Genomic DNA, 24491 nt, shown 5'->3' with positions numbered 1-24491 from the left:
GACCACCACGCGCGACGCATGTGAGTCGGGGCGCTGCATTGGCCGGCTGGCTGCTCGGTTGCCTGCTGATGACGTTCGCCATCACGCTGGACGCGGCGTCGATCGTAACGCCGCAAGCCGTGGCGCCGCGAACGTTGCCGCTGGTCGTGCCCGAGCCGGGCGAATCGCCGCCCGGCGCCAATCTCCCGTTTTACGAAGCCCGCAAGGGCGACATGACCATCTACGTGATGGGCACCCTGCACGTCGGCAAGCCGGACGACTACCCGTTTCGCAAAGTCGTGGTCGATGCGCTGCGCGTGTCGTCGGTGGTGGCATTCGAGTTGTCGCCCGACGACCTGACGATGTCCCAGGACGACGTGCAGAAGTACGGCATGTGCTCACGCGCCTGTCTGCCGAGGCTTATCCCGGGGGCGCTGTGGCGTAAGCTGCGCGCGCGTCTCAAGGGCAATCCGGCGATGCTGGCCGAGATTCGTCACATGCGTCCGTGGCTGGCGGCGCTGCTCGTCGAGACGCTGGATTCGATGGGGGCCGATCTGCAAACGGAGTACGGCACCGAGAACCAGTTGGAGAACATCTATCGCGGGCGCATCGTCGGTCTCGAATCGCTGGCGGAGCAGATGGATGCCTTCACCGGACTGACGTCGGCTCAGCAAAACGAACTGCTGGCGCAGGAGCTGGTGCTCACACCCAAGACCGCCACGGCGCAGGTCGAGGAGTTGCACCGTCTGTGGCGGGCCGGGGATGCCGAGCTGGTGTTCGACTGGTCTCAGGGCAAGGCGGCGCAAGTGCGGCGCAACGTGGCACTGGCCGACGCCATCGACGAGCGCATTCTGTACTCGCGCAATCGGCGTTTTCTGGCGCGCATGCTGTTTCTGGCGGACCCGGGCAAGCCGGTCTTCGTCGCCATCGGCACGCTCCATCTCGGCGGCCCGCATGGGGTGCTGCAACTGCTGCGGGAGCATGGATTTTCCGTGGCGCAGCGGTAGTCTGAAACGGACCTGAGACAGGCGGGCGATCCGGCTAGGAATCGCCCGAGAAACAAGCCCACCCGATTGACTCCCCCATCCCTGACGATTAATTTGGTCACACTCGTGTGAGTGGCCCCCCGCCCAAATCCTTGTCAGGAGCCACGATGCCAATTGTCGATCAAAGCGCCGATCTTGCCGTGCGCCAAGCGCCGGCGCATGCCATTCCTTCCACGCCTTTTGAGCCGTCCGATCCGTCCGATCCGTCCGAGCCGGTTGAGCCCGTTGAGCGCATAGAGCATTACGCGCTCAGCGTTGAAGACGAGGCGCAGATCCTCTACGAAGCAACGATCCGCGGACTTGCCGACGTGGCCGCCGGCCGCAAGCTGCCCAGCGAAGTCGTAAAGACTGGATGCTCCGTCGACCTCAATGAAGCGTATTTCGAGTTCCCGCATGACCCCAGCGAGATCCACGTCGACGAGTTTGTGGGCATCCTACTGGGGCTGCGGGACGCCGACGCCGGGCGCACGGTACCCGATGAGGTGGTCAGCGCCCAGTTCGCCGAATATCGCCGGAGGCTGTTGGATACGCTGTGAGTGTGACGATTCGTTGGTCGGAATATGCCCTGCGCGAACGCGTCATCCTCTGGAACCAGTTGTCGAATACCAGCCCCAGCGCAGCCTTGAACCTGAATGTGTCCGTGGAGCGCGCGCTTAGGCATCTGCGGTGTTTTCCCGCGATTGGGCGTCCGCACAGGGCGGGGAACACCCGGGTGTTGGTGCCCCATAAACGCTACAAACTCATCTATCGATTAAAGGAGAACGCGGTCACCATCCTGTCATTACACAACGTCAGTCGTCCCTGGCCGCCCAAGGACTACCCATTCCACGACTGACGTGTCCCCGGCCGGCGGCTTCGTGCATGACATCAAGCCAGCATCCCCCGTGCCTCGATAAAACGGATGATCTCCTGAAGGCCTTTGCCTTCCCTCATGTTCCCCATGACGAACGGACGCATGCCGCGCATCTTTTGCGTATCCGAACGCATGATGTCCAGCGATGCGCCGACGTACGGCGCGAGATCGGTCTTGTTGATGACGAGGAGATCGGACTTGGTGATGCCGGGGCCGCCCTTGCGGGGGATCTTCTCGCCACCGGCCACATCGATCACGTAGATCGTGAGATCCGAGAGTTCGGGACTGAATGTGGCCGCGAGGTTGTCGCCGCCTGATTCGATGAACACCACGTCGGCGTCAGGAAAGCGTTCGAGCATGCGCTCGACGGCCTCTAGGTTGATCGATGCATCCTCCCGGATGGCCGTGTGCGGGCAACCGCCGGTCTCGACGCCAAGGATGCGCTCGGGCGCCAGCGCACCGGCAACCGTGAGCAGGCGCTGGTCTTCCTTCGTATAGATGTCGTTGGTGATGACGACGAGATCGTAGCGCTCGCGCATGGCTTTGCAGAGCATCTCGGTCAGGGTGGTCTTGCCGGAGCCGACCGGGCCTCCGATGCCGACACGCAGCGGCGGATTCTTCTTGGTACGACGGGCGTTGGCAGAAGTCGTCATGGCGAATGTCGTGGGTGGCGGAAAAGAGGAGAGGTGACGAAATAGCGAAATAGCGAAATGACGAAAATCGTGGACGCGACGTATCGCGTCTCACGAACGGAACAAGCGTGAATACTGTGTTTCGTGACGCGACGCGAGAATGGCGAGCGCCGGGGAAAAGGTATTGATCCGGTCATCCGGCAACGACGCGGCTCGATGCGCGGCATCGACCACACGAGGGCGCAATGCCACGATGACCCGTTGCGCGGCCAATTGTCCGAGCGGCACGGCTTTGAGCGCGCCGGCCACCTGATTCTCGAGCCAACTGAACGCGTAAGCGACGAGCGTATCCAGCAGCGGAGCGCCATGCGTCAGCGCCGCAAAGGCGAAGGCCGTTGGCAACGCGATCGGACGCAGCGAGGACAGGTGTTCGCGCTGTATCGGATTCCCCCATTCGAGGGAGATCGCCAGTTGCGTGAGCGACCAGCCCATCTGCTCGGTTTCCGCACGCAACTCGGCCGCCTCGCGCGTGGCGAGTAGCCATTCGTTCACACGGGTGAGCGACGCGACATCGCCCGCTTGCCAGTGGCGCCACTGTCTGGCGAGCAGGGCCATCTCGCCGGTCGTGAATACGCCGTCGAGCTGGCTGGCAATCCAGCGCTCGGCGCTCGGGGCATCGTGGATGATGCCATGTTCCACCGCGGCTTCGAGCCCTTGTGAATAGCTGAACGCGCCGATGGGCAGCGCCGGCGATGCGAGATGCAGCAGCGCCGCGAGTGACTGCAACGACGCGGTGGCAACCGGTTCAGCGAGAGGACTGGCCAGACTTGCCGTCATCGGTCGGACTCACAGGGAAAGGCGCATTGCCGGTAGTGGTGCTGTCCGGCGTATGGGAGTGGTCATGCCCGCAATCGGGGCCGTGAACATGGGCATGGCCGTGATGATCGTCGTGAGCGTGCGAGTGCGCGCAATCCGGGCCATGCGCGTGAACCGCCGCGTGATCGTGATGGCACCCCGGGCCGTGAACATGGCCGCGATCATGGTCATGATCGTGCCCGTGCCCGTGCCCGTGATCATGCTCATGCTCGTGCGAATGTCCATGATGCTCATGGAACACGCGCTGGGCGAGCGCCATGTCTTCGGCGAAGGTCGCATCGTGACCATGCTTGTGGCCGCCGCCATAGGCACCCGCTTCGGGTTCGAACGGCATCAAGGCTTCGGCTACGTCGACGTCGAGTCGCAGCAACATGTCGCGCAGCACCGGGTCGTATTCGAGCTTGAGATAACCATCGCCCACTTCGACAGGCGTATGCCGATTGCCGAGATGGTATGCCGCGCGGGTCAGCGCGAGCGGCGTGGCGGCCGTGACGAGCAGCACCGTCTCGGGGGCGGCTTCCACGCGAATGAGACCGCCGTCGTCGGCCACGAGCCCGTCACCGCCGCGCAGCACGGTGCCACGCGGCAGGAACAGGGCGACGTCTTCGCCGGTCTCCAGCGTGGCGCGCAGGCGGCTCTTGCTGCGCGCATCGAACGGCAGCACGAGCGCCGGGGCACGCCGCATGAGCGGCGCAGCCAGGCGTCCGGCCTCGAGGCGTTTCTCGACGCGGCGCAGCGTCGTGGGAGGGGCGGCGTTATCTGCCGGGTGGGGCGATTCGGGGGCTTGCGACATAGCTCAGAAGAGGAAGTAACGTTGCGCCATCGGCAGCACGCTCGCAGGCTCGCAGGTCAGCAACTGCCCGTCGGCGATGACCTGATAGGTCTCGGGGTCGACGCTGATATGCGGCAGCCAGTCGTTGTGGATCATGTTGGCCTTGGTCACCTGCCGGATATTGCGCACCGGCACGATGCGCTTGGCCAGTCCATAGCGGCCGGCCACGTCGCCATCGTACGCCGCCTGCGACACAAACGTGAGCGACGTGCGCGCCAGCGCCCCGGCGCGCGCGCCGAACATTTCGCGATAGTGCACCGGCTGAGGCGTCGGGATGGACGCGTTCGGGTCCCCCATGAGCGCTGACGTAATCATGCCGCCCTTGAGAATCAGCGACGGCTTCACGCCGAAGAACGCCGGTTCCCACAGGACCAGGTCGGCCCATTTGCCGACCTCCACCGAGCCGATCTCATGGGCCATGCCGTGTGTGATCGCCGGGTTGATCGTGTACTTCGCCACGTAGCGCTTGACGCGGAAGTTGTCGGCCTGCGCCGAGTCGGTGCCGAGCGCGCCGCGCTGCACCTTCATCTTGTGCGCCGTCTGCCACGTGCGCATGACGACCTCGCCGACGCGCCCCATGGCCTGAGAGTCCGACGAGATCATCGACAGTGCGCCAAGGTCATGCAGGATGTCTTCGGCGGCAATCGTTTCGCGGCGAATGCGCGATTCGGCGAACGCAATGTCTTCCGCGATGGCCGGATCGAGGTGATGGCAGACCATCAACATGTCGAGATGCTCGTCGAGCGTGTTGATGGTGTACGGCCGCGTCGGGTTGGTGGACGACGGCAGCACGTTCGCCTCGCCGCACACTTTGAGAATATCCGGTGCGTGACCGCCCCCGGCGCCCTCGGTGTGGTACGTGTGGATCGTGCGGCCCTTGATGGCCGCAACGGTGGCTTCGACGAAGCCGCCCTCGTTGAGCGTGTCGGTGTGGATGGCGACCTGCGTATCGGTCGCATCGGCCACCGACAGGCAGGCGTCGATGGCGGCCGGCGTGGAGCCCCAGTCTTCGTGCAGCTTCAGGCCGATCGCGCCGGCCTCGATCTGCTCCATCAGCGGGGCGGGCTGGCTGACGTTGCCCTTGCCGAGAAAGCCGAGGTTGATCGGCCAGCCGTCGGCCGCTTGCAGCATGCGCTCCAGGTGCCACGGCCCCGGCGTGCAGGTGGTGGCGTTCGTGCCGGTCGCCGGCCCGGTGCCGCCGCCGAGCAGCGTGGTCACGCCGGACGAGAGCGCCTCGTCGATCTGTTGCGGGCAAATGAAGTGGATGTGCGAGTCGATGCCGCCTGCCGTGACGATCATGCCTTCGCCGGCGATCACTTCCGTCGCGCCGCCCAGTGGAATGGTCACGCCGGGCTGGATGTCCGGATTGCCCGCCTTGCCGATGCCCCAGATCCGGCCGTCCTTGAGTCCGATGTCGGCTTTGACGATGCCCCAGTGGTCGATGATGACGGCATTGGTGATGACGGTATCCACGACGTCGGCACGCGTGCGCTGCGATTGGCCCATGCCGTCGCGAATCACCTTGCCGCCGCCGAACTTCACTTCTTCGCCGTAGATCGTATAGTCGCGCTCGATCTCGACGATGAGTTCCGTGTCGGCGAGCCGCAGCCGGTCGCCCGTCGTGGGGCCGAACATTTCCGCATAGGCGCGGCGTGAAATCTTCATAGCGCCCCCATCACGCGACCCGCGAAGCCGAAGACGCGGCGGTCCCCCGCCAACGCGACCAGTTCGACCGTGCGTTGCTGCCCCGGCTCGAAGCGCACCGCGGTGCCGGACGCAATGTTCAGGCGAAAGCCGCGCGTCGCTTCGCGGTCGAATTGCAGCGCGTCGTTGACTTCGTAGAAGTGAAAATGCGAGCCGATCTGGATCGGGCGATCGCCGGTGTTGGCAACGCTCACGCTGAGGGTCGGGCGACCCTCGTTCAGCGTGACGTCACCTGCGGCGGGCAACAGTTCTCCGGGAATCATGAGCGTCTCTTGGAGGAATTGAAGGATGCGCGCAACCTTGGCCGTTCAGGCCGCCGCGACGAGCAGCGCCGCGCCGTAGGCGAGCACGCCCGCGCCGAGCACGCGCGGCAACCACGCGGTACGGCGACGCAGCGCAACGCCGGCCACGATGCCCAGACTGTGCAGCACGCCGGTCGCGAGCAGAAAGCCGGCCATGTAATGCATGGCGCTCGCCTCGACCGGCAATTCCGCACCGTGAGCCACCCCATGGAAGATCGCGAACGCGCCGACGACGGCAGCCCCCGCTGCGCCGGGCAGCTTCGCGCGCGTCGCGAGCATGAGTCCCAGCACGAGCAGCGAGACGGCAATCATCGGCTCGACGCCCGGCAGCCCCACGCCATACGCCATGCCGAGCAACCCGCCTGCAGCAAGCATGGCGACGAAAGCCAACGGCGCGAGCCAGACACGTTTCGACGTGAGCGCACTCCACAAACCAACCACGATCATGGCGCAAAGGTGATCGGCGCCGGTGAGCGGATGCACGAAACCTGCGACGAAACTGCCCGCCGCGTCATGGCCCGGATGACCGGGGTGCGCGAGCGCCAGACTCGAAGCGGCGAGCAGCGCGAGGCCAGTCGTCACACGCACGACGCGAGGGTACGTGCGACCGGGGGCCGGGGAAGCATCCGCCGCGTACGCGACGGTCACTTCATGGGCATCACGGGCAATAGGGAGGCGAGCCACTGACATGAGACGTCCTTAAGATGGGGTTGTCGACGACAGAGAATCGAATGCGAAGCGAAGGACAAGGGTGACCGAGAACGAACGGCGATGAGGGCCACCGTCGTACGCTCGGCATTCCGCGCGTGCGTCCTTCAGGGAATCGGGTGGTGCACGGTGACGAGCTTGGTGCCGTCCGGAAACGTGGCTTCGACCTGAATGTCCGGAATCATTTCGGGCACGCCTTCCATCACGTCGTCGCGCGAGAGCAGCGTGGTGCCGTAATGCATCAGGTCGGCCACGGTGCGTCCGTCGCGCGCGCCTTCCATGAGGGCGGCGCTGATGAAGGCCACGGCCTCCGGGTAATTCAGTTTCAGCCCGCGCGCACGCCGACGTTCGGCGAGCAAGGCGGCGGTGAAGATGAGCAACTTGTCTTTTTCGCGCGGAGTGAGCTTCATCGTGAACGGGGGGAACGTCAATGCGAAAGGGTCGTGGGGCGGTCGCCGTTGCCGCACATCATAGGCGCACGTTCTTGTCCGCGCCACTGGGTTTTGCCGCCTGCGTGGCACGCACCAAAACTGTGCGAAACGACGCGGCGGCAGGTGTCGGTCATCGGCGTCGTCATTGGCAGAGAAAGCGCTGCAATTCTGGTGTCGACGGCTGCGTGAAGAGGGTTTCCGGCGCGCCGGACTCCCAGATCTTGCCCTGATGCATGAACACCACGCGGTCCGACACATGACGGGCGAAGCGCATCTCGTGCGTGACGAGAATCAGCGTCATGCCTTCGGCGGCGAGGTTTTCGAGCACCCCCAGCACTTCGGCGACCAACTCGGGATCCAGTGCCGAGGTGATCTCGTCGCACAGCATCACGGCCGGACGCATGGCGAGCGAGCGGGCGATCGCCACACGCTGCTGTTGACCGCCCGAGAGCTGCGATGGATAGCTGTCGAACTTGTCGGCCAGTCCCACCTTATCGAGCATGGCGCGGGCAACGTCGCGCGCTTCGGCGCCCGGCGTCTTCTTCACCACCTTCTGCGCGAGCATCACGTTCTCGCCGGCCGACAGATGCGGAAACAGGTTGTACTGCTGGAACACCATGCCGACTTTCAGACGCAATGCGCGCAGATCGGTGTCGCGCGCGCCGACGTGCACGCCCTCCACGGCGACACTGCCCGCGTCGAACCGCTCCAGGCCGTTGAGCGTGCGCAGCAATGTGCTCTTGCCCGACCCGCTCTTGCCGATGATCGACACGACCTGGCCGCGCTCGACGTCCAGATCGATGCCCTTGAGCACGGGGGTTTCGCCGAAGCGCTTTTGCATGCCCCTGACTTCAATGAGCGACATGGAGTTTCCTTTCGAGATGACGCGCCCACAGCGACAGCGGATAGCAGGCAGCAAAGTAGAGCAGCGCGACGAGGCCGTACACGGTGAACGGCTGGAACGTCGCGTTGGTGAGCATGGTGCCGGTCTTGGTGAGTTCGTCGAAGCCGATGATCGACGCGAGCGCCGTGCTCTTGACGACCTGCACCGAGAAGCCGACCGTGGGCGCGATGGCAATGCGCAGTGCCTGCGGCAAGATCACGTGACGCAGTTGCTCGCCGTATCGCATGGCGAGACTCGACGAGGCTTCCCATTGGCCGTGCGGAATCGCGTCGACGCAACCGCGCCAAATCTCCGTGAGATAGGCGCTCGTGTAGAGCGTGAGGCACACGGCCGCCGCGACCCAGGGCGAGACGTCGAGACCGAGCAGCGGCAAGCCGAAGAACACCAGGAACAACTGCATGAGCAGCGGCGTGCCCTGGAACACTTCGATATACAGCGCCACGGCGCGTGCTGCCCAGGAAACGCGTCCAACGCGCACGACAAGCAACATCAGGGCGACGCCGCCGCCGCAGACGAAGGCGATGGCCGACAGGGCGAGCGTCCAGCGGGCTGCCAGCAGCAGGCCGTGCAACATGTCCCACGTCGAGAACTCGATCATCGGGCACCTGCCTTGACGTTGACCGTGCCGCGAAAGAGGCGCCGTGCGCAGCGCGTCAGCACACGGCGCAGTGCGATCGCGAGCGCGAGGTACACGGCGGTGACGATCAGATAGCTCTCGAACGCCCGGAACGTGCGCGACTGCACGAAGTTGGCGGCGTATGACAGATCGGGCACGGAGATCTGCGAGACGACGGCCGACCCCAGCATCACGATCACGATCTGGCTGGCGAGTGCGGGGAACACCTTGGCAAACGCCTGCGGCAAGATCACATGACGCAGGATCTGGCCGCGCGTCATGGCGAGCGACAGTCCCGCTTCGGACAGACCGCGCGGCACCGCTCGCATGCCGGCGCGAATGATCTCGGTGGCGTACGCGCCCAGGTTCACGCTCATGGCGAGCACGGCGGCGGTCGTCTCGTCGATATGAATGCCAAGACTCGGCAGTCCGAAGAAGATGAAGAAGAGCTGCACAATGAACGGCGTGTTGCGGATCAGCTCGACGTACAGCCCGGTAATGGCTTTGAGCCACACCGCGCCTTCCTCGCGGGCGACGGCGCACAGCGCGCCGAGGCTCACGCCCGCGACCGTGGACACGGCCGTGAGCACAACCGTCAGCGCGGCGCCGCGCACGAAGAGCATCAGGTATTGCCGCAGATCGGCAAAATCGAGAACGTAATGCATGTGAAGCCGGTGAGGAGTCGCGAGGGGCGGGATGTCAAGATCAGAGATTCGTCGGCAGCGGCATGCCGAGCCACTTCTGCGAGACGTTGCTCAGCGCGCCATCTTTCTTCGCCGCGGCGAGAATCTCGTTGACCTTGGCGAGCAGCCGCGGCTCGTTCTTGTTCAGGCCGACGAAGCACGGCGAGTTCTTGATGAGAAACTTCGGCTCCGGCAACTTGGGCGGGTGCTTGGCGAGAATGGCCGCAGCCACGACGTTGCCCGTGGCGACCAATTGCACCTGCCCGGACAGGAACGCCGAGATCGTGCCGTTGTTGTCTTCGAAGCGCTTGATCGTGACGTCGGCCGGGGCGATCTTCGAGAGTTCGAGGTCTTCGACGGCGCCGCGCGTCACACCGACGGTCTTGCCCGACAGGTCGGCGGGCTTGGACACCGCGAGATCCTTGGGTCCGAACACGCCGTTGTAGAACGGCGCATACGCTTGCGAGAAATCGATGACCTTCTCGCGCTCGGCGTTCTTGCCGAGGCTGGAGATCACCAGGTCGGCCTTGTTCGTCGTGAGGTAGGGGATGCGGTTGGCGCTCGTCACCGGCACCAGTTCCAGCTTCACGCCCATGCCCTTGGCGAGCAAGGCGGCAGCGTCGATGTCGTAGCCGACCGGCTTCATGTCGGCGCCGATCGAACCGAACGGCGGGAAGTCTTGCGGCACGGCTACGCGCAGGGTGCCACGCTTGATGATGTCGTCGAGTCCGTCGGCATGCGCGCTGCGTGGCACGGCCACGGCGAAGACGGTGATTGCGCTCACGGCCAGCATCAGCGTGGTGAACGCGCGACGGGTCCGTGCGCGTGCGCCGAGCGTGGCGGCAACGGTGTCGTGAGAGAAGGCACTACGAATGAACGGCAGCATAGAGGCAACCTCGTGGATCGGGGGGCGAAGCATTCCGGTAACAGGAGTGTTCCGGCGGCCGGTACATCTGGTCTGACCGGTCGATACAGTGATCTAGCAGGAATCGTGCCCGGCAATGCTTCAGGTCACGGGGCTGATGAGATGGAGCGCACGCACGCGCAACGTGCCGTGCCGACGGCAACGGCGACAGCAATGGCGACGACAACGGGAAGTGGCGAAAACGGGGAGGGAAGCCCAGCATTGGTGCGAATTCGGGCCGGAGAGGATGACGCGGCAGCGCGCGCGTCACCGTTATGGTGCGTGTGGTGCGTGTGGTGTGTGTGACGGGAGGGAAGCCGTCTCACGTCGCCCAGAGTCGCAGCGGCTCGGCGGGCACGCCGTGAACGAGCGGGCGCAGCGTCAGCCAATGCGAGACCAGCAATCGCCGTACCGTCTCCATATCGTGTCCGAGCACGCGCACCACGAGCACGTTGCCCGGCAGGCACGTGATCCCCGCGCGCAGCGTGTCGTCGAACGGCAGGCCTTGGGCGAGCGACTCGGCCAGCTCGCGTGTGCAAGCGGCACCGACGGCCCACAGCGTGGCGAAGATGGGGAAACCCGCCAGCGCGGTGGTGCCGGTGCGTTGCGCATCGTCGGCGTCGAGCACGGCCTGTTCCGCCCACAGCAGACGATCCGTTGCATCGCGCAGTTCGAAGCGCGCGCGCCATTGGCCGTGCGTCCACTGCTCACCTGCCGCCTGACGGCCGAGCAGCGTGGCGTCCCAGCCGATGACGGACGCGTTCTCGCCAAGCTTCACGGTGATGCATTGGCGCGCATCCGCATGCTCGAACACGATGTTCTCGAGCGGCAGCCAGTCGAGCTTCGCGCCGTCGCTTACGGTGAGGCTGATGTCCTGCGTCCCGAATCGGCCTTGCGACTTGTACCACTTGGTCGCCCCCGGCGTGGTCAATACGGCGTGCGCGTTGGGACCGACCTCGACGTCGATGGACAGCGTGTCGCCGCCCGCAATCCCGCCGGGCGGATGTACGACAACGGCATGACAAATGCCGGGGCCTTCCGGATGAAGTGACTTCTGGACGACGAGCGGGCCGTGGTGGCGTCGCGTGGCGAGAACGGTGCGCGCTTCCTGACGGGCGAAGCCGAGCGTCAGCGCGGCGTGCCAGCCGGCGCTGGGCGTGTGCGGAGAATTCATGAAAATCGTTCGGCAATGGATGGCGCGAATCTAGCACGCGCCGACCGTGCGCGACATCGAAACCTGCCGTCTCTGTCTCACACGGCCACCTGATGCCGTACGCCGTCGGCTTCCATGTCCTTGCCGAGGCCGCTCGCCACGATGGCGCCCCGACTCATCACGCGATAGTGATCCGCGAGTTGCAGGGCAAAGTCGTAATACTGCTCGACCAGCAATACCGTCATGCCGCGTTCGTCGACCAGACGCCGCAATGTTGTCCCGATGTCCTTGATGATCGACGGTTGAATGCCTTCGGTCGGCTCGTCGAGGATCAGCAGTTGCGGGTCGCTCATGAGCGCGCGTCCAATGGCAAGTTGCTGTTGTTGCCCGCCGGACAGATCGCCGCCGCGCCGCTGCTTCATATCGCGCAATACGGGGAACAGTTCGTAGATGTGCTCGGGCACGCCGCGCTTGGCCTCGCGCGCGGGACGGCTCGCCGCACCGATCAACAGATTCTCTTCGACGGTGAGACGCGGGAAGATCTCGCGTCCTTGCGGCACGTACGCCAGCCCATGCGCCACGCGCGCATACGGGGGGGCTGACGTCAGGGCAGTGCCGCGCCACGCGATGCTGCCCGACTTCACCGGCACCACGCCCATGAGGCACTTGAGCAGTGTGGTCTTGCCCACGCCGTTGCGCCCGAGCAGCACGGTGAGCTGGCCGTCGGGCACGGTGAACTCCACGTTGCGCAGAATGTGGCTGCCACTGTAGTACTGATTGAGTGCGTGAATTTCCAACATGGTCAGCGTCCCAGATACGATTCGATCACGCGCTCGTCGCGTTGCACGACATCGAGCGTGCCTTCCGCCAGCACCCGCCCTTCGGCCATCACGGTCACGAGTCCCGTCTCGCCGGCGAGCGCGGCGACGAACGCCATGTCGTGCTCGACCACCATCATCGAACAATGCCCGCGCAGCCGGTTGAGCAACTCGGCGAGCTGCGCGGTCTCTTCGTCGGTCATGCCGGCGGCGGGTTCGTCGAGCAGCAGGAGTTGCGGTTGCTGCATGAGCAACATGCCGATCTCCAGGCGCTGCTTCTGGCCGTGCGACAACTGTCCCGCACGCACATGGGCCTGATGCTCCAGGTGCGTGAGCGTGAGCACTTCCTCGATGCGGCGTCGCATGGTCGGCGTGAGCATGTCCCATAGGGCGCGGAACCAGCGTTTGTCGCCCGCACACGCGAGTTCGAGGTTCTCCCACACGCTGTGATGTTCGAACACCGTCGGTTTCTGGAACTTGCGGCCCACGCCCGCCTGCGCGATGGCCGGCTCGTCGAGCCGGGTGAGGTCGAGCGTCTGGCCGAGGAAGGCGCGGCCGGCGTCGGGGCGGGTCTTGCCCGTCACGACGTCCATCATCGTTGTCTTGCCCGCGCCGTTCGGGCCAATGATGCAGCGCAGCTCGTCGGTCTTGATCGCCAGCGACAGGTCGTTGAGGGCGCGAAAGCCGTCGAACGATACGGAGATGTTCTCGAGGTAGAGGATAAGACCGTGCGACGTGTCGATCTCGCCCGGCACCACGAGATGCGACATCCCGGTAGGGTCGCCGCTGACGGTGACGGATGCATCGGGGGCGTCGGCGATTTGCCAACTGATGTCGATGTCGGGTCTCATGCGCGGTCTCCGGTGGCGGGGTGCGGCGCATCGCCTTCGGCGGCGGCCGGCGCGTGTGGCGTGCGCTTGCGGGACAGTTGTGCGACGAGGCCGATCACGCCCTGCGGCAGCAGCAGGGGCACGAGCACGAACATCGCGCCGAGGAAGAACAGCCAGTACTCGGCGAAGTACGCCGTGAAGAAGCTCTTCGCACCGTTGACGAGGAACGCACCGGCAATCGCGCCCACGAGCGAGCCGCGTCCGCCGATGGCGACCCAGATGGCCATCTCGATGGAGTTGACCGGCGCCATCTCGCTCGGGTTGATGATGCCGACCTGCGGCACGTAAAGCGCGCCCGCAATGCCGCACAGCATGGCGGACAACGTCCACACGAACAGCTTGTAGCTCAGCGGCCGGTAGCCGAGGAACATGGCGCGCGATTCGCCGTCGCGAATGGCCGTGACCACACGGCCGAACTTCGAGACGACCAGCGCGCGGCACAGCACGAAGGCACCGATCAGTACGACGAACGTCACGAGGAACAACACCGTGCGCGTGGTTGCCGACGTGATCGAGTAGCCGAGAATGCGCTTGAAGTCGGTGAAGCCGTTGTTGCCGCCGAAGCCGGTTTCGTTGCGATAGAAAAGCAGCATGGCGGCGAACGTGAGCGCCTGCGTGATGATCGACAGGTACACCCCCTTCACGCGTGAGCGGAAGGCCAGATACCCGAAGAGCCACGCGACCACGCCGGGCAGTGCCACGACGAGAAACATCGCCCAGGCGAAATGCTCGGTGCCGGTCCAGTACCAGGGGAGCGACTTCCAGTCGAGAAACACCATGAAGTCGGGCAAGTTGCTGTGATACACGCCGTCGCGCCCGATGCCGCGCATCAGGTACATCCCCATGGCATACCCGCCGAGCGCGAAGAACAGGCCGTGGCCCAGGCTCAGGATGCCGCAATAGCCCCACACCAGATCGAGCGCGAGCGCCGCAATTGCGTAGCACATGATCTTGCCCACGAGCGTCATCGCGTAGGCCGACAGATGCAACGGGTGCGTGGCCGGCAGCACCAGGGCGCAAACCGGCACGAGAATCGTCACCGCCAGCACGAACGCGAACAGCAAGGGCGCGACATGCTTCGGCAGGAGCCGGGCGCGCGGCGGCACGTCCAGCGAGATCGAAGGGGCGATCCCTTCGGGCAGGAAGTTCGACGTCTGCATTCAGGCCTCCGCGCTGCGCCCTTTGAGCGCAAACATGCCCTGCGGGCGTTTCTGGATGAACAGCACGATCAGGATCAGCACGGCGATCTTGGCGAGCACGGCACCCCACACCGGTTCGAGCAGCTTGTTGGCGATGCCCAGGCCGAACGCACCGACGATGGTCCCGGCCAGTTGTCCCACGCCGCCCAGCACCACGGCCATGAACGAGTCGATGATGTAACTCTGCCCGAGGTCCGGGCCGACGTTGCCGATCTGCGAGAGCGCGCATCCGCCCAGTCCGGCAATGCCCGCGCCAAACGCGAAGGCATAGCTGTCGACGCGTCCCGTCTTCACGCCGACGCAGGCGGCCATCGACCGGTTCTGCGTGACGGCGCGAATGAACAGCCCCAGGCGCGTGAGGTTGAGCACCGACCAGGTGAGCGCCACGACCACCAGCGCGAATATCAGGATCGCGATGCGGTTATACGGCAACATCAGGTTGGGCAGTACGGCGACGCCGCCGCTCATCCACGAGGGATTGATCACTTCCACGTTCTGCGCGCCGAACAGCGTGCGCACGCCCTGGATCATGAGCAGGCTGATACCGAACGTCGTGAGCAGCGTTTCGAGCGGGCGGCCGTACAGATGCTTGATGACGGTGCGCTCCAGCACGAAGCCGAGGAAGGCCGCCACAAGGAAGGCGGCGGGCACGGCGGCGACCAGGTAGGCGTCGAACGCCCCCGGCAGGAAGCGCTGAAAGAGTGTCTGCACCACATACGTGGCGTACGCGCCGACCATCAGGAATTCGCCGTGCGCCATGTTGATGACGCCGATCAGGCCATAGGTGATGGCCAGGCCGAGCGCGGCGAGCAGCAGCACACTGCCGAGCGACAGACCGGCGAAAAGCGTGCCGAAGAACTCGCTGCGGCGCTGGGCTGCGGCCAGTTTCGTCAGGGCGATGTCGGCGGCGCTGCGCACGCTGGCGTCGGGTTCGGCATAGGTGCCGTCCGCTTGCTTCGCGACGATGGGCAGCAGCAGATCGCGCATCTGAGGGTCGCCCGCCGCGGCGATCAGATCGATGGCTTCACGACGCTTCTTCGCGTCGGTGTCGTGCAATGCCGTCTGTGCCCAGAGCTGGTCGAGCCGTTTGCGCAGCGTCGGATCGGTCTCCTTCTGGCGCGCCTGTTCGATGAGCGTCTTGAATGCGGGCGACGGGTTTTGCAGCATCGTGTCGATGGCTTGCGCCCGGGCGTCGTGATCGGGCGAGCGCAAGGCGCCGGCGGCGGCGGCCGTAGCGACCTTGGCGCGCAGCACGTTGTTGAGCGTGATCGATCCCGCGTTGTCGCCCTTGATCGGGGCGCCCGTGATCGGATCGAGGGTCTTCTCGCCGTCCTGGATGGCGAGGCGATCGCCCACGGTCACGACCGTGTCGTCGGCCAGCGCCTTGAGGAGTGCGGCGGCCTGCGGCGAGTCGTCGGACGCAAGATGATCGATGGCCTGCGACTTGGCGTCGAAGTCGTCGCCGGCCAGCGCCGTGAGGTCGGCGCTCGAGACGGCGGCATGGGCCAGGGAGGGAGTGGTCAGCGCGGCGCCCAGCGAGAGCAGGACAAGGGCGGCAGCGGTCCAGCGTCTTATCGTTATCATCAAAACCTCTGCGCGCGCCGGCGGCCATCGATCCGGCGCCGGCGCAGGGAATGGAAGGAGGGTCAGACCTTGTCGGGCTTGCCTTCATTACCCGCGATGTACGGGCTCCACGGCTGCGCACGCACCGTGGTCTTGGTTTTCCACACGACGTTGAACTGCCCGTCCGGGCGAATCTCGCCGATCATCACCGGCTTGTGCAGGTGGTGATTGCCGTCCATGACCATGTCGAAGCCGTCCGGCGACTTGAAGGACTGGCCGATCATCGCGGTGCGTACCTTGTCGACGTCGACGCTGCCCGCTTTCTCGACGGCCTGCTTCCACATATGCATGCCGACGAACGTGGCTTCCATCGGATCGTTCGTGACGCGCTTGTCGCCGCCGGGCAGGCCCTTGGCCTTGACGTAGGCGAACCACTCCTTCTTGAACGCGTCGTTGGTCGGGTTCTTCACCGACATGAAGTAGTTCCATGCCGCGAGGTGCCCGACGAGCGGCTTCGTGTCGATGCCGCGCAGTTCCTCTTCACCGACGGAGAAGGCCACCACCGGCACGTCGGTGGCCTTCAGGCCCTGGTTGCCGAGTTCCTTGTAGAACGGTACGTTCGAGTCGCCGTTGATGGTCGAGATGACCGTGGTCTTGCCGCCCTGGGCGAACTGCTTGATGTTGGCGACGATGGTCTGGTAATCACTGTGGCCGAACGGCGTGTAGACCTCCTGAATGTCCTTGTCGGCGACGCCCTTCGAATGCAGGAAGGCGCGCAGGATCTTGTTGGTCGTGCGCGGATAGACGTAGTCGGTGCCGAGCAGGAAGAAGCGCTTGGCGCCGCCGCCTTCCTTGCTCATCACGTATTCCACGGCCGGGATCGCCTGCTGGTTCGGCGCCGCGCCCGTGTAGAAGACGTTCTTCGACATCTCTTCGCCTTCGTACTGCACCGGGTAATAGAGCAGGCCGTTGAGTTCTTCGAAGACGGGCAGCACCGACTTGCGCGACACCGACGTCCAGCAGCCGAACACGGCGGCGACCTTGTCCTTGGTGAGCAACTGACGCGCCTTTTCCGCGAAGAGCGGCCAGTTCGACGCCGGGTCGACCACCACGGCTTCGAGCGGGCGGCCCATCACGCCACCCTTGGCGTTGATGTCGGCGATCGTCATGAGCGCGACATCCTTGAGCGACGTCTCCGAGATGGCCATCGTGCCCGAGAGCGAGTGCAGGATGCCGACCTTGATGGGCGACTTGCTCTGCGCGAACAAGTTGGGCGCCATGCCCGTCAGCGATGCGGCGCCCGAGAGGGCCGCCATCTGGAGTAGCGTGCGTCGTTTCATGGTACGTCTTCCCCTTTCCTGGTTAGACCGGTCGATCCGGTACCGGAGGAGTAACGCAAGGGCCGTGCCAGCGATGGGCGGGATTGGGCATGCGAGGTAACGGTGCACGGTCGCGCAAGCAAAAGCGTCGAACGTCGCTAAGCGCGCGCAGGCCCGCGAGGGCGGCGTCTGCGCGTCGAATCGTCAGGGTCGATCATGTCGTACGCATGGGACTCTGCGCAGGGGTTCATCGGCGTGTCGTCTTCCGAACGAAGCAGTGTGGTGCGGCTGCGCGCTGAGTTGGTGCGCACCGAGTTGGCGCGATTCGGTGGCATGACCACCAGGAAGGTCGCCGGCCAGGACGACTGCTTGGCGCCCGAGACGCCTGACGACGAGGTGGCATTTTTTGATGCATGATTGGCATTCGTGCCAAACCGGTCGACGGCAAGATGAGGGCTCCCGACGACTCTCCGACTTGTTCGACAACACGCTCATGACCGATGCCATTGCCGGGCGCGCCGCGCGCCCCACGGATTCCGAACCCAGCGGGCGCCCGAAGCGTTCCGGGCGCCCCGATCGTTCGATGGGCCGCCGCTATGCCGCGGTGCTGGCCGCGTGCCAGGCGTTATTCACGGCGGCGATGTCCGTCGACCTGACGTTGACGGGGCTTGTCGGTTACATGCTGGCGTCCGACAAAGGTTATGCGACGCTGCCGTTTTCGCTGATTACCGTGGCGTCCGCCATCACCACGATCTTTGCGTCGATGTTGATCCAGCGTATCGGTCAGCGTCTCGGCTTCGCGCTGGGCGCATTGTTCGGCACGGTCGGCGGGCTGGTGTCGGTCATGGCGATCTACGAGCGTCACTTTGCGATGTTCTGCGCGGGTACGGCGTGTGTGGGGGTGTTTCAGGCGTTCGCGCGCTATTACCGGCTGGCAGCGGCCGACGTCGTGCCGCTCGACGACAAGCCACGCGCGATTTCCATCGTGCTCACCGGTGGCGTGCTGGCGGCGGTGATCGGACCGGCGCTCGCGGCAGGCAGTAAAAACTGGCTCGCGCCGGTGACGTTCGCGGGATCGTATCTCGTCGTGGCGATTCTCTCGGCGATATCGTTGGCGTTGCTCGTCGGATTGCTGCGCGATTTACCGGTGCATGCGGCTGCCAGTGCCACCGGCGACGCGGATGCATTACCGGCCAGGCCGCTCGGCGAGATCATGCGTCAGCCGATTTATGTGGCGGCGCTGGCGAACAACCTGATCGGCTTCATGGTGATGATGTTCGTCATGACGGCGACGCCCATCGCGGCGGTGACGTGTGGGCACAGCATCGACGACGGCGCGCACATCATCGAGTGGCACTTGGTGGGGATGTATGCGCCGTCGTTCTTCTCGGGGCATCTCGTCAAGCGCTGGGGCGTGGTGCCGGTGTTGCTGGCGGGCATTGCGATGAGCGCCCTGTGCGGTGTCGTGGCGCTCGCGTCGACGAGCCTGCCGTACTTCTATGCGGCGTTGGCGTTGCTCGGCGTGGGATGGAACTTCATGTTCGTGGGCGGCACGACGTTGCTCACGATGTCGTATCGTTCGGCGGAGCGTGCGCGCGCGCAGGCCGCCAACGAATTCATCACCTTCGCCGGGACGGCGCTCGCGAGTCTGTTCGCGGGGCAACTGCTCGCTCGCTTCGGCTGGGCCACCATCAACCAGGCGACCTTCCCGTTGCTGGCGCTCGCGGCGCTGGCGACGGTGTGGTATGCCGTCGACGCGAAGCGCCGTGCGGTGCCCGCGACGGCCTGACGCTCCGACATTCTCGCGATCATGAACCCACCTCGTCTCGTTGCCTTTCTCATCGTGCCGCCGTTCGTGTTGCTGGATCTGGCCGGACCGCTCGACGCGTTTCACGCCGTCATTCGCAACTTCGCGGCGTTGGGGCAAGCGACACCGTATCGCACCGTGGTGGTGTCCGAGCATGGTGGGCCGGTGGAGACGGGCTCGGGTATCACGCTGCACACCGAGCCGATGCGCGCGCTCGAAACGATGTCCGTCGACACATTGATCGCGGTGGGCGGCGCGGTGGCGCATCGTCCGGCGGTGCCGGGTGAGGTGGGCGAGTGGTTGCGCGCCTACGCGCCGCGTGTGCGGCGTGTGTGTTCGGTGTGTGTGGGGGCGTTCATTCTGGGGGCGGCGGGGTTGTTGGATGGACGTCGCGCGACGACGCACTGGCTCGACACGGCGATGTTGCAGGCGTGTTATCCGAAGGCGCGGGTCGAGTCGGATCCGATTTATGTGCGTGAGGATCCGGTCTGGACCTCGGCGGGCATTACGGCGGGGATCGACCTGGGGTTGGCGTTGGTCGAGGACGATTTGGGGGCGGATATCGCGTTGCAGGCGGCGCGTCGGCTGGTGGTGTTCCTCAAGCGTGCTGGGGGGCAATCGCAGTTCAGCCCGCCATTGCAGGCGCAGGTCGCGGCGGGAGCGCCGTTCGGCGATTTGCATGCGTGGATGTCCGAACGGCTCGATGGCGATCTGTCGGTGGTGCGGCTGGCCGAGCAGGCGAACATGAGCGCGCGCACGTTTGCGCGGAGTTATCTCGCGCGGACGGGGTCGACGCCGGCCAAGGCGGTCGAGCGCATGCGCTTGGAGGCGGCCCGGTTTGCCTTGCTCGATTCGGATGCGCCGCTCAAGCGCATCGCCGCGCGCGTGGGCTTCGGCGACGAACAAAACCTGCGCCGCGCGTTTCAACGCCAGTACGGCGTGACGCCGGTGGCGTATCGGGAGCGGTTTGGGGTGATGGGCGTGGCGTAGGCGTGAGACGTTTGCGGCGGCCAGGGATGGTCGGCGTCAAATGACGCTGCAGTGGTGACGATCAGGCAAACGACATTTCGGAATCTGCCGATTTCGAACGGTTCGCGTTCCATCGATACTTCACGGATCGCACCTATCGTCACCACACCGAGACCTCACTGTGTCCGTCATCTTGATCTGGCCGATAGCAAGGTCTCGGTCCTTAATTTAAATGACGACTGCTTCTTCGTCAGCGAGCAGTTCGATCCGGCGGCCAACGAGCGATTTCGAATCGCCGATGGCACGTCATTGCCCAACGTTCATGGCGTGATGGCCATTGCCGTGGGTTTCAACGCGACGCGGATTCCCGTGGTGGTGGACTCGGGCGCGGGTGCCAGCACACTTCCGGCGGCCCTGCTCAACGCGCGCCTCCGGTTCGCCTTGCTCGAACGGACCGACGCGTCTCCTCCGAGGCAATTCCTGCAGGGGACTTAGACCGCAGACCCTACGCCGCCCACTTCCCCGCCGCCCCGGGTAAACACCGTCAATTCAGTCCCGCCAGCGTCAGCCAGTTGACAGCTAGTCCTCCCTAAGATTCGTTCACTGCTCACGATGCTTCCTTGAGCGGGTTTGCATGAACAACAATCAGATGCAGGAGACAGCGGATGAAACGGTGGGCGAAGTTACCTAAGAGGCGAGAACGTCGTTCGAAATTGGACAAGTCGTTGTCGGCGAAAGTCCTGTGCTGCGCAATTGCAGGTCTCGGCGCGATGCCGGCAGCACATGCCGATGACATGAGCAAGCTTCAGGCGGAGATTCACGATCTGTCGGTACGGCTCGATCAGTTGAAAATGGCGCAGAGCCAGACAGCCAAGAATCCCGTCGCGGTGTCCGTGGCGCAAGCGCCGACCGAGAGTCTGCCGCCGACGAAGGCCGAGCAGATGAGCATTTCGGACCAGTACATCCGTCGCGGGGCCATGCCGGGGTCGTTCATCGTCCCGGGCACCGACACCTCGCTCAGTATTGGCGGCTTCATCAATTTTCAGGGCATTTACGATCCCACCGAAAATCTCGGGCCAAAGTTTGCGATAGGCAATCTGGATCCTGCCGGCAGCAACGCCCGAGCGCAATCGGCACGTACCTTCCATTTCCAGGACAAGGTTTCACGACTGGTCGTGGGGAGCAGCACGCCAAGCCCGTACGGCAACATCACCACCAATTTCGGACTCGACTTCTACGGCTTCGTCTCGGGTGGCGACAACAACCAGGCATTGCAGAACAATAGCTGGGGTGCCCGCGTGGTCACCGCTTACGGCACGATTGGCGGGTTCCTCGTCGGTATGGCGAATTCGAACTTCATCGACGACCCGGACGCGGTGGAGACATTCGACAACGCCGGACAGGCAGGCCTCCCGGCCGCGCGCACGCCGCAAGTCCGTTACACGCTGCCGCTCGGCAAAGGCAGTGCCGTGTCGTTCGCACTGGAAAACCCGCAGACCGGCTACCAGGATACGCGCGGCAACATCGAGGCCGTGACGAAATCGAACCCGTTCCCGGATCTGAGCGTGAAGTACGAGCGCGAAGCCGCCTGGGGCCACTTTCAGGTTTCAGGGATTGCCCGTGAGCTCGGCTTTACCGACCAGAATGGATCGCGCACGACAAAGCTTGCGGGCGCGATGCTGATGGGTGCGACATTCAATCTGCCCAAGGCGGGCGGCGGATATGGTCGTGACAATTTCGGCGGCCAGGTCTGGTACGGCGCATTGGGCCGATACATTCCGGACGATTTCGGTGCCAACACGGCTTCCGTGCTCGCGATCAACAACGGAACGGCCGCCAACCCCACAGGGGCCACGGATGTCCAGATCCAGCCCGAGCTTGGGGGAGGCCTGTTCTTCCAGCATTGGTGGACCGACAAGCTGCGTTCGAACATTGGATTCGGATACAACCACCAGCGATTGGCGTCGTTCCTGCCCGCCGATCCGCAGAACGCCGTCACTACCAAGACCGTTCACCTCAACCTGATTTATCGACCATTCCGCACCGTCGACGTGGGCATCGAGGTGATGTGGGGGCAAAAGACGTTCCAGAACTCGACGGGACTGTCTGCCGCGACGGCAAAACGTATCGAGGCCGGCGGCATCTGGCATTTCTGATCCGACGTTGGCGAGCGGATTGGCATGAAATATCGAAGCAAATGCGGCTTGCCGCTATCGCTTCCCGTACTTGCTACGCTTCGCGCTGTCCCGAAAGCCGCATGACGCAAGGGGATTTCTCTTTCGAGTGTTGTGTAGTCGAACGTATATAGGACTCCTATTTTTTGTGGAGGTGACCATTTACTCGGAAGTTTCAGTGAAGCTTTATTCACGAGCCCTTTCCTGCTTATCGGTAATGGGTCACTGACGGGGTAGCCCGATACGGGTTCGAAGAGAACTCGATGTGGGCAGTGTGTGATTTTTGCAATTCACTCATCGGCGTCCACCATGCGGTCGGATGTCGATGGGTACACGATATAAGGTTTGCGATGGTAGAGAATTCAGCAGGGCAAGGAGGTATTCAGTTCTCCGGGGTGACGAAGCGATTTCCCACGCGAGACGGCACGGAAAAGACGGTGTTGCGCGATGTCAGCCTCGTCATCGAGCCGGGCATGTTCTGCGCGGTGGTGGGGCCGACCGGATGCGGAAAGTCCACAACCTTGACGCTGGCGGCAGGGTTGTATCGACCCAGCGCCGGCGTTGTCAAGGTATCTGGCCAGGCCGTCGACGGAATTTCCGGCGGTGCCGGCTTCGTCTTCCAGAACGACGCACTCCTTCCCTGGAAGTCGATCCTGAAGAATGTGGCGCTCGGGCCGTCGTTTCGTGGCGTCCCGAAAGCGGCCGCGATGGACGAGGGGCGTGAGTGGCTGCGGATCGTCGGTCTGTCGGGCTTCGAAGACTACTTCCCGTATCAGCTGTCCGGGGGCATGCGCAAGCGCGTCAGCCTTGCCGCCGCACTCATCAACAAACCCTCCATGCTTCTCATGGATGAGCCGTTCTCTGCGCTTGATGTGCAAACGCGGGCCATCATGTCCAACGAATTGCTGACGCTGTGGGAGCGCACCCGACCTTCGGTCCTGTTCGTGACGCACGACCTTGAGGAGGCGATCGCCCTCGCCGATCGCGTCGTGGTGATGACCGCAGGGCCTGCCACCGTCAAGGCGGTGTTCGACATCGACCTGCCGAGGCCGCGCGGCGAAGTGCAGGAGATCCGCTTCCATCCGCGGTTTCTCGATCTTTATCAACAAATCTGGGATTCGCTGCGCGAGGAAGTCGAGCAAGCCTATTCCCGAACGACCTCCGCAGCGAAGGTCAGGGGGGCCTCGGCATGACCAGCTCGAACTCAAGTGCAAAGCTTAACGGCGCGTTGGCAGGAAGCGATTCGGTGACGGTGGCGGCCGCCGCGCGACGCAAGGCACAGCGCCGCAAGAACCTGGTTTGGTTGGGGCGCGCAACCCTGTTCGTACTGTTGGTCGGCGGCTGGCAGCTGTTTTCATCCTGGGGAGTCATCGACCCATTCTTCTTCGGATCGCCGAGCGGGATCGTCGCTCGACTCATTGAATGGGCGCGCAGCGGGACAGCTTACGGCTCTATTTGGCTGCAGATCTGGGTCACGATCGAAGAGTCGCTCCTCGGCTTTATTGCAGGCGTGACGTCCGGCATCCTGTTCGGCGTGCTGTTGGGCGAGATCCCGTATCTGGCAGACGTGGTCGGCCCATTCATCAAGATCGTCAACGCGCTGCCGCGGATCGTGTTGGGCTCGGTGCTCGTCATGTGGCTGGGGCTCGGCATGCCGTCGAAGGTGGTGCTGGCCGCCGTCCTCGTGTTCTTTGTCGTGTTCTTCAACGCGTTCCAGGGCGTGCGCAGCGTCGATCGCAACCTGATCGCCAACGTGCGCATTCTGGGCGGATCGCGCTTCGATGTCATCGCGAACGTCGTCTTCCCGTCCGCGATGACGTGGATTATCGCGAGCCTGCACGTCGCCTTGGGTTTCTCGATCATCGGGGCCATCGTCGGTGAATTTCTGGGCGCGCAGCAAGGCCTGGGCCTGGTGATCGCGACGGCCCAGAACACGTTCGACGCCAATGGTGTCTTCGGCGCGATGCTGATCATCGGTGTCGTCGCGCTCAGCGCGGAAGTGTTGATGGCCATGCTGGAAAAGCGACTGCTTTCCTGGCAGCCGCCAACGGGTGCCGATAGCAACATGCCGGGCGTTTGACCCCGCCCAACTTATGCAACACGAGTGGAAACCACCGACTAGGGATCGC

Annotated in this window: 26 protein-coding genes and 1 pseudogene; 10 read left to right on the top strand and 17 right to left on the bottom strand. The window is 64.3% G+C overall.

Annotated features, from left to right (window positions below; translation table 11 throughout):
• Positions 1–20: 20 nt before the first annotated feature.
• The 3 genes from PanNE5_RS05570 to PanNE5_RS05560 all read left to right on the top strand — a co-directional run bounded on the left by PanNE5_RS05570 (position 21) and on the right by PanNE5_RS05560 (position 1860).
• Positions 21–986 carry a TraB/GumN family protein gene (locus tag PanNE5_RS05570; RefSeq protein WP_150562112.1) on the top strand — a complete coding sequence of 322 codons (966 nt, stop codon included), beginning with the start codon at positions 21–23 and terminating at the stop codon, positions 984–986.
• Between the two features lie 146 nt (positions 987–1132).
• Complete coding sequence (locus PanNE5_RS05565; protein ID WP_261939381.1) at positions 1133–1561, top strand: hypothetical protein; 429 nt, start codon at positions 1133–1135, stop codon at positions 1559–1561.
• A complete protein-coding gene (locus PanNE5_RS05560) occupies positions 1558–1860 on the top strand; it encodes a type II toxin-antitoxin system RelE/ParE family toxin (protein WP_261939380.1) in 303 nt (100 codons plus the stop codon). Before PanNE5_RS05565 ends, PanNE5_RS05560 begins: the two co-directional genes overlap by 4 nt.
• Before the next feature lie 32 nt (positions 1861–1892).
• Here the strand turns inward: PanNE5_RS05560 and ureG are convergent, their stop codons facing one another.
• The 17 genes and pseudogenes from ureG to urtA all read right to left on the bottom strand — a co-directional run bounded on the left by ureG (position 1893) and on the right by urtA (position 17373).
• On the bottom strand, positions 1893–2531 hold the full coding sequence (ureG, locus tag PanNE5_RS05555; RefSeq protein ID WP_017234017.1) for an urease accessory protein UreG: 639 nt from the start codon (positions 2529–2531) through the stop codon (positions 1893–1895).
• Positions 2532–2621: 90 nt separating this feature from the next.
• A complete protein-coding gene (locus PanNE5_RS05550) occupies positions 2622–3347 on the bottom strand; it encodes an urease accessory protein UreF (RefSeq protein ID WP_017234018.1) in 726 nt (241 codons plus the stop codon).
• A 94-nt stretch (positions 3348–3441) separates the two neighbouring features.
• Positions 3442–4122 (bottom strand): annotated as a pseudogene (ureE, locus tag PanNE5_RS05545) (urease accessory protein UreE); the annotation flags it as partial.
• A 60-nt stretch (positions 4123–4182) separates the two neighbouring features.
• Entirely contained in the window at positions 4183–5883 is a 1701-nt protein-coding gene (gene ureC / locus PanNE5_RS05540) for an urease subunit alpha (RefSeq protein WP_017234020.1), read from the bottom strand.
• The gene (locus PanNE5_RS05535) at positions 5880–6185 is read right to left on the bottom strand and encodes an urease subunit beta (protein WP_017234021.1); all 306 of its coding nucleotides are present in this window, start codon (positions 6183–6185) and stop codon (positions 5880–5882) included. Before PanNE5_RS05535 ends, ureC begins: the two co-directional genes overlap by 4 nt.
• Before the next feature lie 45 nt (positions 6186–6230).
• On the bottom strand, positions 6231–6806 hold the full coding sequence (locus PanNE5_RS05530) for a HupE/UreJ family protein (protein ID WP_261939809.1): 576 nt from the start codon (positions 6804–6806) through the stop codon (positions 6231–6233).
• A gap of 233 nt (positions 6807–7039) precedes the next feature.
• On the bottom strand, positions 7040–7342 hold the full coding sequence (locus PanNE5_RS05525) for an urease subunit gamma (RefSeq protein ID WP_017234023.1): 303 nt from the start codon (positions 7340–7342) through the stop codon (positions 7040–7042).
• A gap of 163 nt (positions 7343–7505) precedes the next feature.
• Complete coding sequence (locus PanNE5_RS05520) at positions 7506–8228, bottom strand: amino acid ABC transporter ATP-binding protein (RefSeq protein WP_017234024.1); 723 nt, start codon at positions 8226–8228, stop codon at positions 7506–7508.
• The gene (locus PanNE5_RS05515) at positions 8215–8865 is read right to left on the bottom strand and encodes an amino acid ABC transporter permease (protein ID WP_017234025.1); all 651 of its coding nucleotides are present in this window, start codon (positions 8863–8865) and stop codon (positions 8215–8217) included. Before PanNE5_RS05515 ends, PanNE5_RS05520 begins: the two co-directional genes overlap by 14 nt.
• A complete protein-coding gene (locus PanNE5_RS05510) occupies positions 8862–9548 on the bottom strand; it encodes an amino acid ABC transporter permease (RefSeq protein WP_017234026.1) in 687 nt (228 codons plus the stop codon). The genes PanNE5_RS05515 and PanNE5_RS05510 overlap by 4 nt, the downstream gene beginning before the upstream one ends.
• A gap of 40 nt (positions 9549–9588) precedes the next feature.
• Positions 9589–10359, bottom strand: coding sequence for a transporter substrate-binding domain-containing protein (locus PanNE5_RS05505; protein WP_039830361.1), 771 nt, complete (start codon positions 10357–10359; stop codon positions 9589–9591).
• A 433-nt stretch (positions 10360–10792) separates the two neighbouring features.
• On the bottom strand, positions 10793–11644 hold the full coding sequence (locus PanNE5_RS05500; protein ID WP_261939379.1) for an urease accessory protein UreD: 852 nt from the start codon (positions 11642–11644) through the stop codon (positions 10793–10795).
• A gap of 77 nt (positions 11645–11721) precedes the next feature.
• Positions 11722–12423: an urea ABC transporter ATP-binding subunit UrtE gene (gene urtE, locus PanNE5_RS05495; RefSeq protein WP_017234029.1), complete on the bottom strand. Its 702-nt coding sequence runs from the start codon at positions 12421–12423 to the stop codon at positions 11722–11724.
• A 2-nt stretch (positions 12424–12425) separates the two neighbouring features.
• On the bottom strand, positions 12426–13211 hold the full coding sequence (gene urtD, locus PanNE5_RS05490; RefSeq protein WP_232424620.1) for an urea ABC transporter ATP-binding protein UrtD: 786 nt from the start codon (positions 13209–13211) through the stop codon (positions 12426–12428).
• A gap of 77 nt (positions 13212–13288) precedes the next feature.
• Positions 13289–14491, bottom strand: a complete 1203-nt coding sequence (gene urtC / locus PanNE5_RS05485; protein WP_017234031.1) for an urea ABC transporter permease subunit UrtC — start codon at positions 14489–14491, stop codon at positions 13289–13291.
• Positions 14492–16114, bottom strand: coding sequence for an urea ABC transporter permease subunit UrtB (gene urtB / locus PanNE5_RS05480; RefSeq protein WP_017234032.1), 1623 nt, complete (start codon positions 16112–16114; stop codon positions 14492–14494).
• 62 nt (positions 16115–16176) lie between these two features.
• The gene (gene urtA, locus PanNE5_RS05475; protein WP_369751579.1) at positions 16177–17373 is read right to left on the bottom strand and encodes an urea ABC transporter substrate-binding protein; all 1197 of its coding nucleotides are present in this window, start codon (positions 17371–17373) and stop codon (positions 16177–16179) included.
• Between the two features lie 255 nt (positions 17374–17628).
• On the opposite strand from urtA, the gene PanNE5_RS05470 reads away from it, so the two are divergent.
• The 7 genes from PanNE5_RS05470 (at position 17629) to PanNE5_RS05440 (ending at position 24442) form a co-directional block, all read left to right on the top strand.
• The gene (locus tag PanNE5_RS05470) at positions 17629–17829 is read left to right on the top strand and encodes a hypothetical protein (protein ID WP_017234034.1); all 201 of its coding nucleotides are present in this window, start codon (positions 17629–17631) and stop codon (positions 17827–17829) included.
• A gap of 166 nt (positions 17830–17995) precedes the next feature.
• Positions 17996–19201 (top strand): MFS transporter, encoded by a 1206-nt coding sequence (locus PanNE5_RS05465; protein ID WP_261939808.1) that lies wholly within the window; start codon positions 17996–17998, stop codon positions 19199–19201.
• Positions 19202–19222: 21 nt separating this feature from the next.
• Entirely contained in the window at positions 19223–20209 is a 987-nt protein-coding gene (locus tag PanNE5_RS05460) for a GlxA family transcriptional regulator (protein ID WP_017234036.1), read from the top strand.
• A 51-nt stretch (positions 20210–20260) separates the two neighbouring features.
• A complete protein-coding gene (locus tag PanNE5_RS05455; RefSeq protein WP_261939378.1) occupies positions 20261–20683 on the top strand; it encodes a hypothetical protein in 423 nt (140 codons plus the stop codon).
• A 299-nt stretch (positions 20684–20982) separates the two neighbouring features.
• A complete protein-coding gene (locus PanNE5_RS05450; RefSeq protein ID WP_261939377.1) occupies positions 20983–22344 on the top strand; it encodes a porin in 1362 nt (453 codons plus the stop codon).
• 368 nt (positions 22345–22712) lie between these two features.
• Entirely contained in the window at positions 22713–23555 is an 843-nt protein-coding gene (locus PanNE5_RS05445; protein WP_410007581.1) for an ABC transporter ATP-binding protein, read from the top strand.
• Positions 23552–24442, top strand: a complete 891-nt coding sequence (locus PanNE5_RS05440; protein ID WP_261939376.1) for an ABC transporter permease — start codon at positions 23552–23554, stop codon at positions 24440–24442. Before PanNE5_RS05445 ends, PanNE5_RS05440 begins: the two co-directional genes overlap by 4 nt.
• Positions 24443–24491: the final 49 nt, after the last annotated feature.

The sequence above is a fragment of the Pandoraea sp. NE5 genome (assembly GCF_024363545.1).
Taxonomy (GTDB): domain Bacteria; phylum Pseudomonadota; class Gammaproteobacteria; order Burkholderiales; family Burkholderiaceae; genus Pandoraea; species Pandoraea cepalis.
This window is presented reverse-complemented; position numbering and strand designations above follow the sequence as displayed.

Bases quoted from the DNA above. Each gene is read 5' to 3' on its own strand.
- PanNE5_RS05565 (WP_261939381.1), top strand. From the start codon at position 1,133: ATGCCAATTGTCGATCAAAGCGCCGATCTTGCCGTGCGCCAAGCGCCG.
- ureG (WP_017234017.1), bottom strand. From the start codon at position 2,531: ATGACGACTTCTGCCAACGCCCGTCGTACCAAGAAGAATCCGCCGCTG.
- PanNE5_RS05550 (WP_017234018.1), bottom strand. From the start codon at position 3,347: ATGACGGCAAGTCTGGCCAGTCCTCTCGCTGAACCGGTTGCCACCGCG.
- ureC (WP_017234020.1), bottom strand. From the start codon at position 5,883: ATGAAGATTTCACGCCGCGCCTATGCGGAAATGTTCGGCCCCACGACG.
- PanNE5_RS05535 (WP_017234021.1), bottom strand. From the start codon at position 6,185: ATGATTCCCGGAGAACTGTTGCCCGCCGCAGGTGACGTCACGCTGAAC.
- PanNE5_RS05525 (WP_017234023.1), bottom strand. From the start codon at position 7,342: ATGAAGCTCACTCCGCGCGAAAAAGACAAGTTGCTCATCTTCACCGCC.
- PanNE5_RS05520 (WP_017234024.1), bottom strand. From the start codon at position 8,228: ATGTCGCTCATTGAAGTCAGGGGCATGCAAAAGCGCTTCGGCGAAACC.
- PanNE5_RS05515 (WP_017234025.1), bottom strand. From the start codon at position 8,865: ATGATCGAGTTCTCGACGTGGGACATGTTGCACGGCCTGCTGCTGGCA.
- PanNE5_RS05510 (WP_017234026.1), bottom strand. From the start codon at position 9,548: ATGCATTACGTTCTCGATTTTGCCGATCTGCGGCAATACCTGATGCTC.
- PanNE5_RS05505 (WP_039830361.1), bottom strand. From the start codon at position 10,359: ATGCTGGCCGTGAGCGCAATCACCGTCTTCGCCGTGGCCGTGCCACGC.
- PanNE5_RS05500 (WP_261939379.1), bottom strand. From the start codon at position 11,644: ATGAATTCTCCGCACACGCCCAGCGCCGGCTGGCACGCCGCGCTGACG.
- urtE (WP_017234029.1), bottom strand. From the start codon at position 12,423: ATGTTGGAAATTCACGCACTCAATCAGTACTACAGTGGCAGCCACATT.
- urtD (WP_232424620.1), bottom strand. From the start codon at position 13,211: ATGTCGCATCTCGTGGTGCCGGGCGAGATCGACACGTCGCACGGTCTT.
- urtC (WP_017234031.1), bottom strand. From the start codon at position 14,491: ATGCAGACGTCGAACTTCCTGCCCGAAGGGATCGCCCCTTCGATCTCG.
- urtB (WP_017234032.1), bottom strand. From the start codon at position 16,114: ATGATAACGATAAGACGCTGGACCGCTGCCGCCCTTGTCCTGCTCTCG.
- urtA (WP_369751579.1), bottom strand. From the start codon at position 17,373: ATGGCGCCCAACTTGTTCGCGCAGAGCAAGTCGCCCATCAAGGTCGGC.
- PanNE5_RS05470 (WP_017234034.1), top strand. From the start codon at position 17,629: ATGTCGTACGCATGGGACTCTGCGCAGGGGTTCATCGGCGTGTCGTCT.
- PanNE5_RS05465 (WP_261939808.1), top strand. From the start codon at position 17,996: ATGGGCCGCCGCTATGCCGCGGTGCTGGCCGCGTGCCAGGCGTTATTC.
- PanNE5_RS05460 (WP_017234036.1), top strand. From the start codon at position 19,223: ATGAACCCACCTCGTCTCGTTGCCTTTCTCATCGTGCCGCCGTTCGTG.
- PanNE5_RS05450 (WP_261939377.1), top strand. From the start codon at position 20,983: ATGAGCAAGCTTCAGGCGGAGATTCACGATCTGTCGGTACGGCTCGAT.
- PanNE5_RS05445 (WP_410007581.1), top strand. From the start codon at position 22,713: ATGGTAGAGAATTCAGCAGGGCAAGGAGGTATTCAGTTCTCCGGGGTG.
- PanNE5_RS05440 (WP_261939376.1), top strand. From the start codon at position 23,552: ATGACCAGCTCGAACTCAAGTGCAAAGCTTAACGGCGCGTTGGCAGGA.